Below are 14,282 nucleotides of genomic sequence, written 5' to 3'. Positions count from 1 at the left end.
CGTTCGAGTGCTATTTGCCCGCGCCTGTCGATGGCACGCACGTGATCATCAACGAGCTGCCGTTGCCTGCTCCGGCGCTCAGCATCGCGCGATGAAACTCGCGATGGTCGCACGACCATTCGGCGACGAAGTCAGCGGCGCATGACGGATGCGGCTTGAGATCGAGCTTCGCGTTCACGATATAGCGGCACGTCGCATGTGAATTGCAGCGGCTCGCGAGGTCACGCGTGACGTTGCCGGGCGTCGCGCCGCAATTCGCGCCGTAGGTGCCCGATTGGATGCGTATCTGTTGCTGCGCTTGCACGCTCATGCTGGCGAGCGCGCTCGCGATGACGACGCACATGAACAAACCACTTCCTCGCGCCATGATCTTTCTCCTGTCGACCCGAGTTAGCGCTTTAGCGCTTACTCGGGTCCCAAGCAGAGCAGTCGACCAGCGTTCTGCGCTCTAGCGCCAACTCTGGCCCAACGCAGACCGTTTGCTACAAATCCCGCAACCGCTCCAGCACCGTTGCAACGATACGATCGCAATGCGCTCCGCCGAATTCGAAGATCTCCGGACCAATCTTCTCGACCTCCTCGGCGAGCGATTCACGCAATAACACTTTAGCCCTGAAATGACGGCTTCGCACAGTGGCTTCGGGAATGTCGAGGCACTGCGCCGTTTCTTCGACGCTCATCTCTTCGACCGATCTCAGCATGAACACGGTGCGAAAACTCGCAGGCAACGCATCGAGTTTGCGTTCCAGCAGCGCGCGCATTTCAGCGCGGGCGGCCGCATGATCGGGAGCGCTTTCGTGATGGGCGTTCATTGTGTGCATGTCGGTGGACATCTGCTCGTCGTCGGGACAATCGTGCAGCATCGGAAGCAGGTTCTGGCGGCGCGCATCGCGGCGCATCCTCGCGAAGCATTCGTTCAGTACGAGACGCGACAGCCACGTGAAGAGTTGCGCATCGCCGCGAAACTGCGCGATCGCGCGATACGCGTTCAAGTATGCGTCCTGCAATGCGTCTTCCGCTTCGGCATCGTTGCGCAGCGTCGCGCGCGCGAGCCGATACAGCCGCCGGTTGTAGCGGCGCATCAGCAGCTCGAACGCGGTGCGCTCGCCCGCTACGATGCGGCGCACGATGTCCGCATCGTCATCGGATAGCGGGTTGGTTTGTGGTTTCGTCTGCGGTTTCGTCCGGTTATCGGCGATCGTGCCGTCCATCGTGTCGTTCCTCGAATATTCACATGCCGTCATGGCGCCGGCTCGACGATCAGCGTGCCGTGCATCGTCGGATGAAAGATGCAGCGGTACGCATAGCGGCCGGGCTTTCCTACCTTGTAGCGCCATGACGCGTCGGGCGCAATGCTCTGCGAATCGAAGCCTTTCGCGTCGGTGCTCGCCGTGTGCGCGACGAGATCCTTGTTGACCCACACGACCTCGTCGCCGCGATGCACGGTCAGTATCGGCGGATTGAAGCGCATCTGCTCGATCATCACGACATAGGTGCGTGCCATCGCCGGCGTTGCGGCGGCGACCAACATCAGCGCGCACGCGCAGCGCACGGCATTGCGCAAGCGGCTCATTGCGCCTGCGGCAGCGACGACTGCACCATCTTCGCGTGCTCCAGATGCGCGACGAACGCGGGCCTGACCTTCACCAGCAGCGCTTTCAGTTCGGCGTTTTGCGCGCTCGGAATCAGCGTCTTGTCGAGCGCGTCGATCACGTTCTGGTGATACGTCACTTCGTGATCGATATAAGCGCGGTCGAACTTCGCGCCTTGCAGCGGCTTCAGGTTCGCGATGTTCGTTTCGCCTCCCTGTTTGAGGCTGTCGCTGGTGGGATTCGCTTCGGGCTTGACGCCGAGCTTCTGCACGAGATCGACGGCCGCCTTGTTGACGCCCGTATGGTCCTTGACCATCTGCTCGGCAAATGCCTTGACGTCTTTCGAATGCGTCTTCGATTCCGCGAGCTTGCCCGCGTCGATATCGGCCTGATTCGCGGCGACGACGATCGCGGCGATCTGCGGATCGGTCGGACCCGAGCCCTGAGCCCAGGCACACGCGCTTGTCAGCGCAAGCGCGGAGAGTAACCAGCGTGTGGATTTCATCTGAGGCCTCCTCGATAAGGTGAGTCGCCTGCCGATCGTGACGAAGGGCAGGCGTTTGAATGCGATTCGAGGAGTTAGATGTCACGTGCCGGAAAGCTGTTCCGGCACGCGGACGGTGTGCGATGTATCGCGCGATGTGTCGTGTGACGTGCCGCGCGACTGGCCGTGAAATGTCGGCCGCAGAGAGGAGCGCGTCAGCCGTGCGTATGCGTCGGCGTCTTGCGCACGGGCGCGAACTGCTTCTTGCCGGACGAAAACGTCAGACGCCGAAAACGCTCGCGCTTGTGCTCTTCCTCGAAGTGCGCGAACGAAGTCTTCACGAGATCGCTGCGCGACACGACGCCGAGCAGATGCATCGAATCGCGATCGGCAACGACGGGCAGCCGTTCGAGATCGTGCACGGCGAGACGCGTGGCGATGAGACGGCAGGTTTCGTCGGGCAGCGCGACGACGAGCGACTGGTCTTGCAGCACGTCGGCCAGCGGCGTATCGAGCGTATGACGTGTCGTGCCTTCGCGAACCGCGTCGAGCATCGCGCGATCGACGACGCCGAGCACGATGCCATTGCCGCGCACGACGGGATACGCGCGGCGCTTCTGCGTCGCGCCGAAGTACTGCGTAAGCGCGTCGCGCACAGTGACCGCGCCGTCGATCGCGTCGACCTTCTGCGTCATCACTTCATCGACGTAATGCCGTTCGAGCGGATCGACGCCGTACTCGCGATAGATGTGATAACCGCGACGCGCGATCTTCTCCGTCATGATCGAGCGCTTCATCACGACGGTCGCGAAGCCGTGCGCGACCAGCGTCGCGGCGAGCAGCGGCAGCAGCGCATTCGCGTCGTGCGTGAGGCCGAACGCGAACACGATGGCCGTGAGCGGCGCGCCCAGCGTCGCGCCGAGCGTCGCGGCCATGCAGACGAGCGGCCACAGCGCGGGTTCGTTGCCCGGCAGCACATGGGCGAGCACGGTGCCGAGGCCGGCGCCCAGCATCAGCAGCGGCGCGAGCACGCCGCCCGACGTGCCCGAGCCGAGCGCGACCACCCAGATCACCGCTTTCACGACGAGAATCGCAATCGCGACCTGAAAGACGATGTGTTGATGCAGCAGATCGCCGATCACGTCATAGCCGACGCCGAGCGCGCGCGGCTCGATGAAGCCCCCGATGCCGACGACGAGGCCGCCGATCGCGGGCCACCACATCCAGTGCACGGGCAGCTTGTGGAACAGGTCTTCCGTCTTGTAGAGCGCCGCCGACAGGCCCGACGCGAGCGCGCCCGACAACAGTCCCGCGATCACGCACGACACGAGCGAAATGGCCGTCGGCGCAGCCGTTTCGAGCGGAAACAGCGGACCCGTGCCGAAGAAGATCGCGCGCGAGAAGCCTGCAACCGCGCATGCCAGGGCGACGGGCAGGAAGCTGCGCGGCCGCCATTCGAAAAGCAGCAGTTCGACGGCGAGCAGCACGGCGGCAACGGGCGTGCCGAACACGGCCGTCATGCCCGCCGCGGCGCCCGCGACGAGCAGCGTCTTGCGTTCCGCCGAGGTCAGCCGCACGCACTGCGCGATCAGCGAGCCGAGCGCGCCGCCCGTCATGATGATCGGGCCTTCCGCGCCGAACGGGCCGCCGCTGCCGATCACGATGCCCGACGACAGCGGCTTCAGTACCGCGACTTTCGGCGACATGCGGCTCTTGCCGAACAGAATGGCTTCGATCGCTTCGGGAATGCCGTGGCCACGAATCTTCTCGGAGCCGAAGCGCGCCATCATGCCGACGATCAGTCCCCCGACGAGGGGAATCGCGATCACCCACACGCCGAGCGTGTTCGTCGCCGGTGAGCGGTCGGCGAACGAAAAGCTGCCGAAGAAAAAGAGGTTCGTGAACAGATGAATCAGGCTCAGCAGCACGAAGGCCGCAAGCGTGCTGAGAAAGCCGATGCACGCCGCCAGCGCGGAAATGCCGGGTAATCGCGCGTTGCTGGAAAAGTCCCGCTTGTGAGAGTTGTCGCTCATGTGTCTACTGCTGCGTTCAGCTGGATTAAAGGTCGGGTTTCAAAAGTCGATTTGCGGAATGGTGAACGCGCCCTTGAGCGAGCGCAGTTCGGCGCGATGCAGTTCGGCAAGGCGCGCGAGCACCCTTTCTCCGGCTTTCAGCAAATGCACTTCCACCTGGCGCCGGTCCGTCTCGCTGACCTTTCGCTTGACGAGTTCGAGCGCTTCGCAGCGCGAGACCAGCGCGACGACGCCGTGATGCTGTGCCTGCAGCCGCTCTGCCAGCTCGCCGATGGTCGCCCATTCGCGATCGGGATAGCCCTTGATATGCAGCAGCAACAGATATTGCAGCGGCGTGATGCCTTCGCCCTGCGCGGCCTGTTCGGAAAAGCGCTCGAAGCGCCGCATCTGATAGCGAAATTCCGATAGCTGTTCGTAGTCCGCTTTATTCAATGTGCGTGTGAGTACCTTCATCTTGCTCGCGCCAAGGGGGAAACAAAAAATCTATCACAAAATGATATACCCGGCGACGCCTGCGCATCGCCGGACCAAAAGATGTATTTCTGCTGCGTTAAAAGCGCTGCGTGAGCTGCATCAGGCGGCGGGGCGCTGTTGCACCTCGGCCTGCATCTGGGTCTGCCGGTAGAGACCCGCGATCAGATCGGATTGGGTAATGATGCCGACCAGCCTGTCATGCGTGTCGATGACGGGAATGTGGTGATGATCGTCGTCGGCGAAGAGCGGCACCAGCTCGACGATCGGCGTGCTGGTCGCGACCGTGCGCACGTGTGTCGTCATCACGGTGCTCACGAGCCGCGCACGCGTCGCGTCGCGCTTGAAGAGGCGCGCCGCAATCGTGTCCATCAGACGCAGATCGGGCGTCTTGCCCGGGTTCGCGAGATCCGCGCGCGTGACGATGCCGACCACGTGCTGGCGTTTGTCGATGACGGGCAGCGCCTTGATCGAATGGTGCTGCAACAGGTCGGCGGCCGCGCGCAGCGTCGTGTCGGGCATGATGCTGACGACGGGCGTCGACATCACGTCGCGGCATGCCAGCTCGCTGAACGTGCGCGTGTAGGCCTGCAACTGCGTTTCGCGGAACAGCGTTTCGAGGTCGTCGGGATCGATGTCGAGCAGCTCGCCGCGCCGGTTCAATACCGCTTCGAGGTCGGCGCGCGTGATGTTGTTGCCCGACACGGGCGCTTGTGAAGCGGCGGGCGTCGCGCGCGACGCCGCGTGCGGATAACGGTGGCCCGTTACGGCGTGGTAGACGAGCGCCGCGCCGAGCAGCGCCGCCGACTGGATCAGGATCGGCTCGAGCACGAAATGAAAGCCGAGCGCGCGAATCGCGGGGCCGCCGAGCACGGCCGTCAGCGCGACGGCGCCTGACGGCGGGTGTACGCAGCGCAGCGCGAACATTGCCGCGATTGCCATCGCCACGGCCAATGCCGCAGCCGCGACAGGATCGGAGACGAACATCGCGCACGCGACGCCCACCGTCGCCGACACGAGGTTCCCGCCGATGATCGACCACGGCTGCGCAAGCGGACTCGCGGGCACGCCGAACAACAGCACGGCGGACGCGCCCATCGGCGCGACCAGCATCGGAATGTTCGCGTTCGGGCCCAGCAGCAGGTGCATGCTGCCGCCCGTGAAGGCGATGCCGATCAGCGCGCCGAGCGCCGAGCGCATGCGCTCGGGCCATTTGACGTTCATCGCGGCCGGATAAAAACGCGCCAGCCAGCGGAAAAAGGGGGAACTGGTCAAGGTATTGTTCTGTGGATCGTGGTAGGGAGCGAGGCTGGCGTACGTTAAGGGAAAACCCCCCAGAAAGGAAACAACTTGTGGTCATGGATATATGCCATTGTGATATAAATCCGCGCTTTCGCTGGACCGGCGGGCCTCGGCGTGGCCCGCGAATACAGGGAAAACCCGCACCGGACGCGTGGTCTGACTGCATCACAACGTGATATGAATCGGGGGCGGAACGTGCGTCGGTCAACAGTCGGTCACACAATGAGTGCGCAAAAAGCGGCACCGCGTTTTGCATCGCGGCAACGCGCGGTGCGCAGGTATCGCTCCAGGCATCCCTCTTGCGGCCAGCCGGCGAATCGTGCCTTCGCTGGCACAGCGCCGCATTAACGGGCATGATCGAGCCGTGCGCGCACTCGATCCCGAGCGGCGCATTTCCCTACCGACGCGCCCCAAGGAGATCGAGCATGGAACCCTTTGACGCCGCCAATCCCTTCGCCGAATTCAACAAGTTATTCGAACAGTTCAAGCTGCCCGGATTCGACGTGCCTGCTGTGATGGAAGCGCGCCGCAAGGACGTCGAGGCGCTGATCGCCGCCAATCAGACGGCCGTGCAGGGCATGCAGTCGCTCGCGCAAAAGCAGGCCGACATGCTGCGCTCGACGCTGACGGAACTCCAGGAGGTCGTGCAGAAGCAGGCGGCGGCAGGCGGCATGCCGTCGGCGCAGACGGCGGAGCTCGTTCAGCAGGCGCTGCACAAGGCGCTCGCCGACATGCAGCAGCTGACGCAAGCCGCGTATCGCACGCAGGCCGATTCGTATGCAGTGATCGCGAAGCGGGTCGAAGAAAACGTCGAGGAACTGAAAGCGCTGTTGCAGAAGAAGTGACGGCGAGCGCGTCGAGTCATGGCGGCGCAGGCGCGGCTACTTGCGCGCCGACGCCTGCGCGATCACGCGATGCACGAAGCGCAGCTTGTCGACGACGGGCGGCGCGAGCGTGAACGGATAGCCGTCGGGCATGCCGAGGCTGCGGTTCAGGCTGTTCAGCGCGTCCGTTAACGGAAACCAGCGTTTCATCAGATTATCGAAGCTCGCTTCCTCGACGGGTGTCTGGTCAGTGAGCCGCGGCTCGTTCGACGCGGGCGGCAGGAGCGCGAGCCCGTATGCCGTCGACGTGTCGAGCACATCGACGATCAGCAGATAGTGCGCCCACGTTTCGGCCCAGTCTTCCCACGGGTGCATCGTCGCGTAGGCGCTGATGTAGCTGTTCTGCCATTCGTCGGGCGCGCCGTCGCGGTAGTACGCGTCGAGCGCTTTGCCGTAGTCGGCCTGCTCGTCGCCGAACCGCTCGCGAAACGGCTTGAGCCAGCGCGTGCCCGTAATCAGCTTTTCGAAGTAGTAATGCCCCGACTCGTGACGAAAGTGGCCGAGCAGCGTCCGATACGGCTCGCGCATGTCAGTGCGGACTTTTTCGCGGTGCGCGTCGTCGGCTTCGGCAACATTCAATGTGATGCGGCCGTTGTCGTGGCCCGTCATCACGGGCGCGGCTTCGTCGATGTTTTCGAGGAAATCGAATTCCAGTCCGTTCTCCGGGTCGGCCCGGCGCGATTCGATCGCGAGGCTGAGCGCGGCGAGCGTATAGAGCAGCCGACGCTTCGCCGTCTCCAGCCGATACCAGTAGAGCCGGTTGTTCGGCTCGGCGAGATTCGGAATCGTGCGCGTGAGGCGGCATGAGCGGCATAGCGTGTCGGAGTCGTCGGCGGGCAGCATCCAGTTGCAGACGTTCTCGACCGCGTAGTTGTGGCACTGGCGATACAGCGCGTTTTTCGCGTCGGGATGCAGGCTGCGCCACTGGCCATCGCCCGCGTCTTCGAATGCGCTGATTTCGCCCAGCTCGGGCACGTAGCCGAGCAGCGCTTCGCAGCGCTCGCACAGCACGTTTTCGAAGAACACGCGCTGATCGCATCGATTGCAGTGAAACGCTTTCATCGCTTCAACCTCTGATGTGAACGTGATGGCCGACGGCTGTGCAGCACGCGGCATGCAGCATCTGGCGAGGCGCGAGCATACGCGCAATGTTCATGCCCCTTCGCTATAACTTCGATGAGCCTGCGCACATTGCGTGCGCGTCCGCTTCGCTCATGCGCCGCTTTGGTGCGCGCGAACGGGCATGCAACGCAGCCGCGCCGTCTGCCGAAGCATGCAGCGATGATGTGACGACGCGTTCGATGCAAGCGCAGTATCGGCATCACTTCGCGGCGGCGCTTCAAGCGATCAACGGCATGAAGCTTGCTTTTCGCGGCTGCCCCCTTCTCGCCAGGAGTCCGGAGTGTCCATACGTGTCGCGTTGAACCATGTCACGCACTACCGCTATGACCGGCTCGTCGGACTGTCGCCGCAAGTCGTGCGGCTGCGCCCGGCCCCGCATTGCCGCACGCCGATCCTGTCGTATTCGATGCGCGTCGAGCCCGAAGAGCACTTCGTCAACTGGCAGCAGGATGCGTTCGCGAACTATCAGGCGCGGCTCGTCTTTCCCGAGCGCACGCCGGAGTTCAAGATCACGGTCGATCTCGTCGCGGAGACGGCCGTCTACAACCCGTTCGATTTCTTCCTCGAACCCGCCGCCGAGCAATTCCCGTTCGAGTACGAGCCCGAGCTGGCCGCGGAGCTTGCGCCGTATCGCGTCAAGCGCGAGATGACGCCGCGCTTCGCGGCGTTCGTCGCGAGCATCGACCGCTCGCCGCGCCGCACGAGCGACTTTCTCGTCGACCTGAACCAGCGGCTGCAACGCGAGATTCGCTATCTGATCCGGATCGAGCCGGGCGTGCAGACGCCCGAGGAAACGCTCGTCAACGCGTCGGGCTCGTGCCGCGATTCGGGCTGGCTGCTGGTGGAGACGTTACGTCAACTGGGGCTCGCCGCGCGTTTCGTGTCGGGCTATCTGCTGCAACTCGCGCCTGATGTGAAGTCGCTCGATGGCCCGAGCGGCACCGAATACGACTTCACCGATCTGCACGCGTGGTGCGAAGTGTTCCTGCCGGGCGCGGGCTGGATCGGCTTCGATCCGACTTCGGGGCTGCTCGCAGGCGAGGGCCACATTCCCGTCGCGTGTACGCCGGAGCCGGGCAGCGCCGCGCCGATCTCCGGTTCCGTCGACGAGTCCGAAGTCGAATTCGCGCACGCGATGTCGATCACACGCGTGCTCGAAACGCCGCGCGTGACGAAGCCCTATACGGAGGCCGCGTGGGACGGCGTGCTGACGATGGGCGCGCACGTCGACAGCCGGCTCGACGCGATGGACGTGCGCCTGACGATGGGCGGCGAGCCGACGTTCGTCGCGGTGCGCGACCGCGATGCCGCCGAATGGAACACCGACGCGCTCGGCCCGACGAAGCGCGGCTATGCCGTCGCGCTGATGGACAAGCTGCGCGCGTACTACGGCGCGAGCGGCTTTCTGCATATCGGCCAGGGCAAGTGGTATCCGGGCGAGCAGTTGCCTCGCTGGGCGCTGTCGCTGTACTGGCGCGCGGACGGCGAGCCGTGCTGGCGCGATCCCTCGCTTTTCGCCGACGAACGCAGCCCCGGCCGCTACACATCGGACGATGCGCGCCGTTTCATCACGCTGCTGGCCGACAAGCTCGGCGTCGACGGCCGGCACGTTCGGGCGGGCCATGAGGACACGTGGTACTACCTGTGGCGCGAGCGGCGCCTGCCCGTCAACGTCGATCCGTTCGATTCGCGTCTCGACGACGAAATGGAGCGCGCGCGTCTGCGGCGCGTGTTCGATGCGGGGCTGTCGAGCGTAACGGGCTATGTGCTGCCGCTCGCGCGCGCCGATGCCGGCACAGGCGCGGGCGGCTGGACGAGCGGCGCATGGTTCTTCCGCGACGAGCGCATGTACCTGATTCCCGGCGATTCGCCGATGGGCCTCAGATTGCCGCTCGATTCGCTGCCGTGGGTCACGAAGGCGGACTATCCGTATCAGCATGCGCATGATCCGTTTGCCGAGCCTGTGCCGCTGCGCACGTCGGCGGAACTGAGGATGCAGTATGCGGGCGTGTCGTATGCGCACGCGCGTAGTGGTGATGCAGGCGCGGGCACTGGCGCAAATGGCACGGGCGGCTTCGGGCCAGGTGCCGCGCGAGAAGACCGCATGCCCGAGCGCGGCGAATCGGCGTCGTCGGTGATTCGCACGGCGCTGTGCGTCGAGGCGCGTCATCCCGCGCGTGCGGCGGGACCGAAAGCGGAAGCGGATGCCTCCGGCGACGGTCATGCGCTGCTGCATGTCTTCATGCCGCCGCTCACGGAACTCGACGACTATCTCGATCTGCTCGCCGCCGTCGAAGCGACGGCAGCAGAACTGAAGATGCAAGTGGTCATCGAAGGCTATCCACCTCCGCGCGATCCGCGCCTGTCCGTGCTACAGGTGACGCCCGATCCTGGCGTGATCGAAGTGAACATCCATCCGGCGAAGAATTGGGACGAACTCGTCGATCACACCGAGTTCCTTTATCAGGCCGCGCACGAGTCGTATCTGAGCACGGAAAAGTTCATGCTCGACGGCCGCCATGCGGGCACGGGCGGCGGCAATCACTTCGTGCTCGGCGGCGCGACGGCCGCCGACAGCCCGTTCCTGCGCCGCCCCGATCTGCTCGCGAGCCTCGTCGCGTACTGGCACAACCATCCGTCGCTGTCGTACCTGTTTTCAGGGCTTTTCATCGGACCGACGAGCCAGGCGCCGCGCGTCGACGAAGCGCGCAACGATCAGGTCTACGAGCTCGAACTCGCGTTCGACGAATTGCAACGGCAGGTCGACCGGCTCGGCGGGCACAGTGGCGAGCGGCTGCCGCCGTGGATGATCGACCGCGCGCTGCGCAACATCCTGATCGACGTGACGGGCAACACGCACCGCGCCGAGTTCTGCATCGACAAGCTCTATTCGCCCGATGGCCCGACTGGGCGCCTCGGCCTGCTCGAACTGCGCGGCTTCGAAATGCCGCCGCATGCGCGCATGAGCCTCGTGCAGCAATTGCTGCTGCGCGCGCTCGTCGCGAGGTTCTGGAAAACGCCGTACACGGCGCGCCTCACGCGTTGGGGCACCGAGCTGCACGACCGCTTTCTGCTCGGCACGTTCGTGCAGATGGATTTCGACGACGTGCTCGACGATCTGCGCGACGCGGGCTATGCGTTCGACAGCGAATGGTTCGCGCCGCATTTCGCATTCCGCTTCCCGGCCATCGGCGAGATGCACGCGAACGGTATCGCGCTGACGATCAGCGGCGCGCTGGAGCCGTGGCACGTGATGGGCGAGGAGGGCTCGGCGGGCGCGACGGTGCGCTATGTCGATTCATCGGTGGAGCGGCTCGAAGTGAAGGTGCTGGGCCTGAACGACAACCGTCATCGGGTGGCCGTGAACGGCGTGCCGCTGCCGTTGCAGCCGACGGGGCGCGTCAGCGAATTCGTTGCGGGCGTGCGCTTTCGCGCATGGCAGCAGGCATCGTCGCTGCATCCTACGATAGGCGTGCACGCGCCGCTGACATTCGATATCGTCGATACATGGACGGGGCGTTCGATCGGCGGATGTCAGTATCATGTCGCTCATCCGGGCGGGCGCAATTACCAGACGTTCCCGGTGAACGCCTACGAAGCGGAAAGCAGGCGTCGCGCGCGCTTCTTCACGATGGGCCACACGCCCGGTCCGCTCGTCGTGGAAGCGCCGCCGCGCAGCCTGGAATTTCCGTTCACGCTCGATTTGCGGCACGGGTAAACAAACGGGTCGAACCCACAACAACAGAATCGCGATACCACCTTGGCTTTTCAATCGACCTTTCCGTTCGAAGCGGCATCGGGCCATCCCGACGCGCTGGCGCTGCTGCGCACGATGCCGCTGCTCGACGTGCGCGAGGGCCACTGGGACGAGCTGCGCGACACATCGGGCGCGCTGCGCGAACCGTGGCGGCGCTTTTTCGAACTGCTCGGCGAGGAAGGCATCGCGGGTCTCGTGACGGGGCGCGCGTCGGTTGCGCAGCAGGTGCGCGATAACGACATCACATACAACGTGTACGCGGACAAGGGCGAGCCGCGTCCGTGGGCGCTCGATCTGCTGCCGTTCATCATCGACGAAAGCGAGTGGGCGCAGATCGAGCGCGGCGTGAAGCAGCGCGCGCAACTGCTCAATGCGATCGTCGCCGATGTGTATGGCCCGCAGACACTGCTGCGCGAAAGCAAGCTGCCGCCTGCGCTCGTCTACGGACATCCGGGCTATCTGCGTGCCGTGAAGGGCTTCGCGCCGCTGGGCGGCCAGTTTCTGCAGGTGGTCGGCGTCGATCTGGCGCGCGCGCCGAACGGCGAATGGACGGTCGTATCGCATCGCACCGAAGTGCCGTCGGGTCTCGGCTACGCGCTCGAAAACCGGCTGATCGTGTCGAATGTTTTCGCCGATGCGTTCCGCGAGTTGCGCGTGAGCCGGCTCGCGCCGACGTTCTCGACGCTGGTCGCGACGCTCGCCGAATGGGCGCGCGCAACGATGCCGAAGGACACCGGCCCGGACAAGACCGACAGCGCCGCGCATATCGCGCTGCTCACGCCGGGGCCGTTCGCCGAGACCTATTTCGAGCATGCGTTTCTCGCGCGCTATCTGGGCGTGACGCTCGTCGAGGGCAAGGACCTGACGGTGCGCAACGACATGCTGTACCTGAAGACGCTCACGGGCCTCGAGCGCGTGCACGTCGTGCTGCGCCGCCTCGACGACGCGTTCTGCGATCCCGTCGAGCTGCGCGCTGATTCGACGATCGGCGTGCCCGGCCTCTTGCAGGTGATGCGCGCGGGCAATGTGATCGTGTCGAACGTGCCGGGCTCGGGCTTTCTCGAATCGCCGGCGATGCACGGCTTTTTGCCCGGCATCGCGCAGACGCTGCTCGACGAGCCGTTGCTGCTCAACGGCGTGCCGACGTGGTGGTGCGGCGAGGACGCCGCGCGCGAGCACGCGTTCGCGAACATGGACGAGGCGTTTCTTCAGCCGACGTGGCCCGCCCGCACCCCGGTATCGCCCGATGGACCGCCTGGGATCGCGCGCGGCGTGCAGCGGCTCGAAGAATGGCGCGGCCGCATCGAGCGTTCGCCCGATGCGTTCACGATCCAGCAGCCGTTGCCGTATTCGTGCACGCCGCGCTACGAAGACGGCGCGCTCGGCAACCGGCCGTGCGTGTTGCGCGCGATTGCCGTCGCCGATGCGAACGGCGGCTGGCATGTGCTGCCCGGCGGCTTCACGCGTCTCGCGGCGGAGCGGCAGTCGTCGGTGTCGATGCAGTTCGGCGGCAGCAGCGTCGATACGTGGGTGCTGTCGAGCCATCCCGGCTCGACGTTCACGCTGTTGCCTTCGCCGCTCAAGCCCGCCGATCTCGCGCGCAAGCATCGCACGGTGTCGAGCCGCGCGGCGGAGAATCTGTTCTGGAGCGGCCGTTACGGCGAGCGCGCGGAAAACAACGTGCGGATTCTGCGGCTGATACTCGGCTCGCTCGAAAGCAATGGCGCGGACACGATGTTCTCGACGCTCGTCGAGCTCGCGCTGCATTTCGGTCTCGTGCAATCGGGCGACATGGTTGCGGGCCAGTCGTTGCAGGCGTTCGAGCGCACGCTGGTCGCGAATCTGCACGAGAGCACGGGTGCTTACAGCATCGGCCAAAACCTCGCGAGCCAGGCGCGCGCGAGCGGCGAGATTCGCGGGCGGCTGTCGAACGATCACTGGCGCATCACGCTCGCCGCGCGCAATGACTTCCGCGACGCGGTGCACGAGCTGACGCCTGCTGCGGCGGTGTCGTCGAATGCGTCGTCGCGCGGCAAGGCGCGCTACAACCGCGTCATGCTGATGAACGCGCTCGAGCATCTCGCGACGCAGCTCGCCGCGATCAGCGGCTCGCAAGGCGATCGCATGACGCGCGACGAAGCGTGGCGGCTGATGTTCGCGGGTCGACATATCGAGCGCGTGTGGACGATGACATCGATCTTGCGCGTCGTCGCGATGCAGCGTCAGATCGCGACGCCTGCCGGCTTCGATCTGCTGCTGCAACTCTTCGACAGCACGTTGACGTATCGCTCGCTGTATCCGGGGCGTTTCGAAGTGCCCGCGCTGCTCGATCTGCTCGTCATCGAGCCGACCAATCCACGTGGCCTGTACGGCGTGTATGCGCGTCTGTGCGCAAAGCTCGACGATATTTCGAATGCGGCGGGCGGCGGGCGTCATCGGCCGTTCAGCGATCTGCTGCCGCATACGGACATGCTGCCGTCCCTCGAACGACTGTGCGCGACGGACACCAACGGCATGTACGCGGAACTGGTTTCGCTGTGCGACCGTCTCGCGATGAGCGTCACGGCGGCCGCGAATGAAGTCAGCGCGCGCTATTTCAGTCACGCGAATACGTTCGCCGCGCAGGTGTCGTCATGA

At 64.9% G+C, this 14,282-nt stretch carries 11 protein-coding genes; 3 read left to right on the top strand and 8 right to left on the bottom strand.

Annotation, left to right across the window (positions count from 1 at the left end):
- Positions 1 to 10: 10 nt before the first annotated feature.
- The 7 genes from VSR68_RS07910 to VSR68_RS07880 all read right to left on the bottom strand — a co-directional run bounded on the left by VSR68_RS07910 (position 11) and on the right by VSR68_RS07880 (position 5,855).
- Positions 11 to 367 carry a hypothetical protein gene (locus VSR68_RS07910; RefSeq protein WP_342939287.1) on the bottom strand — a complete coding sequence of 119 codons (357 nt, stop codon included), beginning with the start codon at positions 365 to 367 and terminating at the stop codon, positions 11 to 13.
- A gap of 115 nt (positions 368 to 482) precedes the next feature.
- Entirely contained in the window at positions 483 to 1,244 is a 762-nt protein-coding gene (locus VSR68_RS07905; RefSeq protein WP_342939286.1) for an RNA polymerase sigma factor, read from the bottom strand.
- Positions 1,241 to 1,573, bottom strand: a complete 333-nt coding sequence (locus tag VSR68_RS07900) for a cupredoxin family copper-binding protein (protein WP_342939285.1) — start codon at positions 1,571 to 1,573, stop codon at positions 1,241 to 1,243. Before VSR68_RS07900 ends, VSR68_RS07905 begins: the two co-directional genes overlap by 4 nt.
- Positions 1,570 to 2,097 carry a DUF4142 domain-containing protein gene (locus VSR68_RS07895; RefSeq protein ID WP_342939284.1) on the bottom strand — a complete coding sequence of 176 codons (528 nt, stop codon included), beginning with the start codon at positions 2,095 to 2,097 and terminating at the stop codon, positions 1,570 to 1,572. Before VSR68_RS07895 ends, VSR68_RS07900 begins: the two co-directional genes overlap by 4 nt.
- 194 nt (positions 2,098 to 2,291) lie before the next feature.
- The gene (locus VSR68_RS07890; protein WP_342939283.1) at positions 2,292 to 4,109 is read right to left on the bottom strand and encodes a chloride channel protein; all 1,818 of its coding nucleotides are present in this window, start codon (positions 4,107 to 4,109) and stop codon (positions 2,292 to 2,294) included.
- A 39-nt stretch (positions 4,110 to 4,148) separates the two neighbouring features.
- Positions 4,149 to 4,562: a helix-turn-helix domain-containing protein gene (locus tag VSR68_RS07885; protein ID WP_342939282.1), complete on the bottom strand. Its 414-nt coding sequence runs from the start codon at positions 4,560 to 4,562 to the stop codon at positions 4,149 to 4,151.
- 120 nt (positions 4,563 to 4,682) lie between these two features.
- A complete protein-coding gene (locus VSR68_RS07880) occupies positions 4,683 to 5,855 on the bottom strand; it encodes an HPP family protein (RefSeq protein ID WP_428983469.1) in 1,173 nt (390 codons plus the stop codon).
- A gap of 452 nt (positions 5,856 to 6,307) precedes the next feature.
- Here VSR68_RS07880 and VSR68_RS07875 point away from each other — a divergent pair, with 452 nt between their 5' ends.
- Entirely contained in the window at positions 6,308 to 6,727 is a 420-nt protein-coding gene (locus VSR68_RS07875) for a phasin family protein (RefSeq protein WP_342939281.1), read from the top strand.
- 36 nt (positions 6,728 to 6,763) lie between these two features.
- Here VSR68_RS07875 and VSR68_RS07870 read toward each other — a convergent pair whose 3' ends face one another.
- On the bottom strand, positions 6,764 to 7,828 hold the full coding sequence (locus VSR68_RS07870) for a putative zinc-binding metallopeptidase (RefSeq protein ID WP_342939280.1): 1,065 nt from the start codon (positions 7,826 to 7,828) through the stop codon (positions 6,764 to 6,766).
- A 340-nt stretch (positions 7,829 to 8,168) separates the two neighbouring features.
- Between VSR68_RS07870 and VSR68_RS07865 the strand changes: the two genes are divergently transcribed.
- Together VSR68_RS07865 and VSR68_RS07860 are read left to right on the top strand one after the other, a co-directional pair.
- On the top strand, positions 8,169 to 11,606 hold the full coding sequence (locus VSR68_RS07865; protein WP_342939279.1) for a transglutaminase family protein: 3,438 nt from the start codon (positions 8,169 to 8,171) through the stop codon (positions 11,604 to 11,606).
- Positions 11,607 to 11,648: 42 nt separating this feature from the next.
- On the top strand, positions 11,649 to 14,282 hold the full coding sequence (locus VSR68_RS07860; protein ID WP_342939278.1) for a circularly permuted type 2 ATP-grasp protein: 2,634 nt from the start codon (positions 11,649 to 11,651) through the stop codon (positions 14,280 to 14,282).

It is taken from the genome of Paraburkholderia phymatum (genome assembly GCF_038900715.1).
Classification (GTDB): Bacteria; Pseudomonadota; Gammaproteobacteria; order Burkholderiales; family Burkholderiaceae; genus Paraburkholderia; species Paraburkholderia phymatum_A.
Note: the sequence above shows the minus strand (reverse complement) of the source record. Positions and strands in the feature narration are given on the sequence as shown.

Coding starts and splice junctions, on each gene's coding strand:
- VSR68_RS07870 (WP_342939280.1), bottom strand. CDS start 7,828: ATGAAAGCGTTTCACTGCAATCGATGCGATCAGCGCGTGTTCTTCGAA.
- VSR68_RS07905 (WP_342939286.1), bottom strand. CDS start 1,244: ATGACGGCATGTGAATATTCGAGGAACGACACGATGGACGGCACGATC.
- VSR68_RS07875 (WP_342939281.1), top strand. CDS start 6,308: ATGGAACCCTTTGACGCCGCCAATCCCTTCGCCGAATTCAACAAGTTA.
- VSR68_RS07890 (WP_342939283.1), bottom strand. CDS start 4,109: ATGAGCGACAACTCTCACAAGCGGGACTTTTCCAGCAACGCGCGATTA.
- VSR68_RS07885 (WP_342939282.1), bottom strand. CDS start 4,562: ATGAAGGTACTCACACGCACATTGAATAAAGCGGACTACGAACAGCTA.
- VSR68_RS07910 (WP_342939287.1), bottom strand. CDS start 367: ATGGCGCGAGGAAGTGGTTTGTTCATGTGCGTCGTCATCGCGAGCGCG.
- VSR68_RS07895 (WP_342939284.1), bottom strand. CDS start 2,097: ATGAAATCCACACGCTGGTTACTCTCCGCGCTTGCGCTGACAAGCGCG.
- VSR68_RS07900 (WP_342939285.1), bottom strand. CDS start 1,573: ATGAGCCGCTTGCGCAATGCCGTGCGCTGCGCGTGCGCGCTGATGTTG.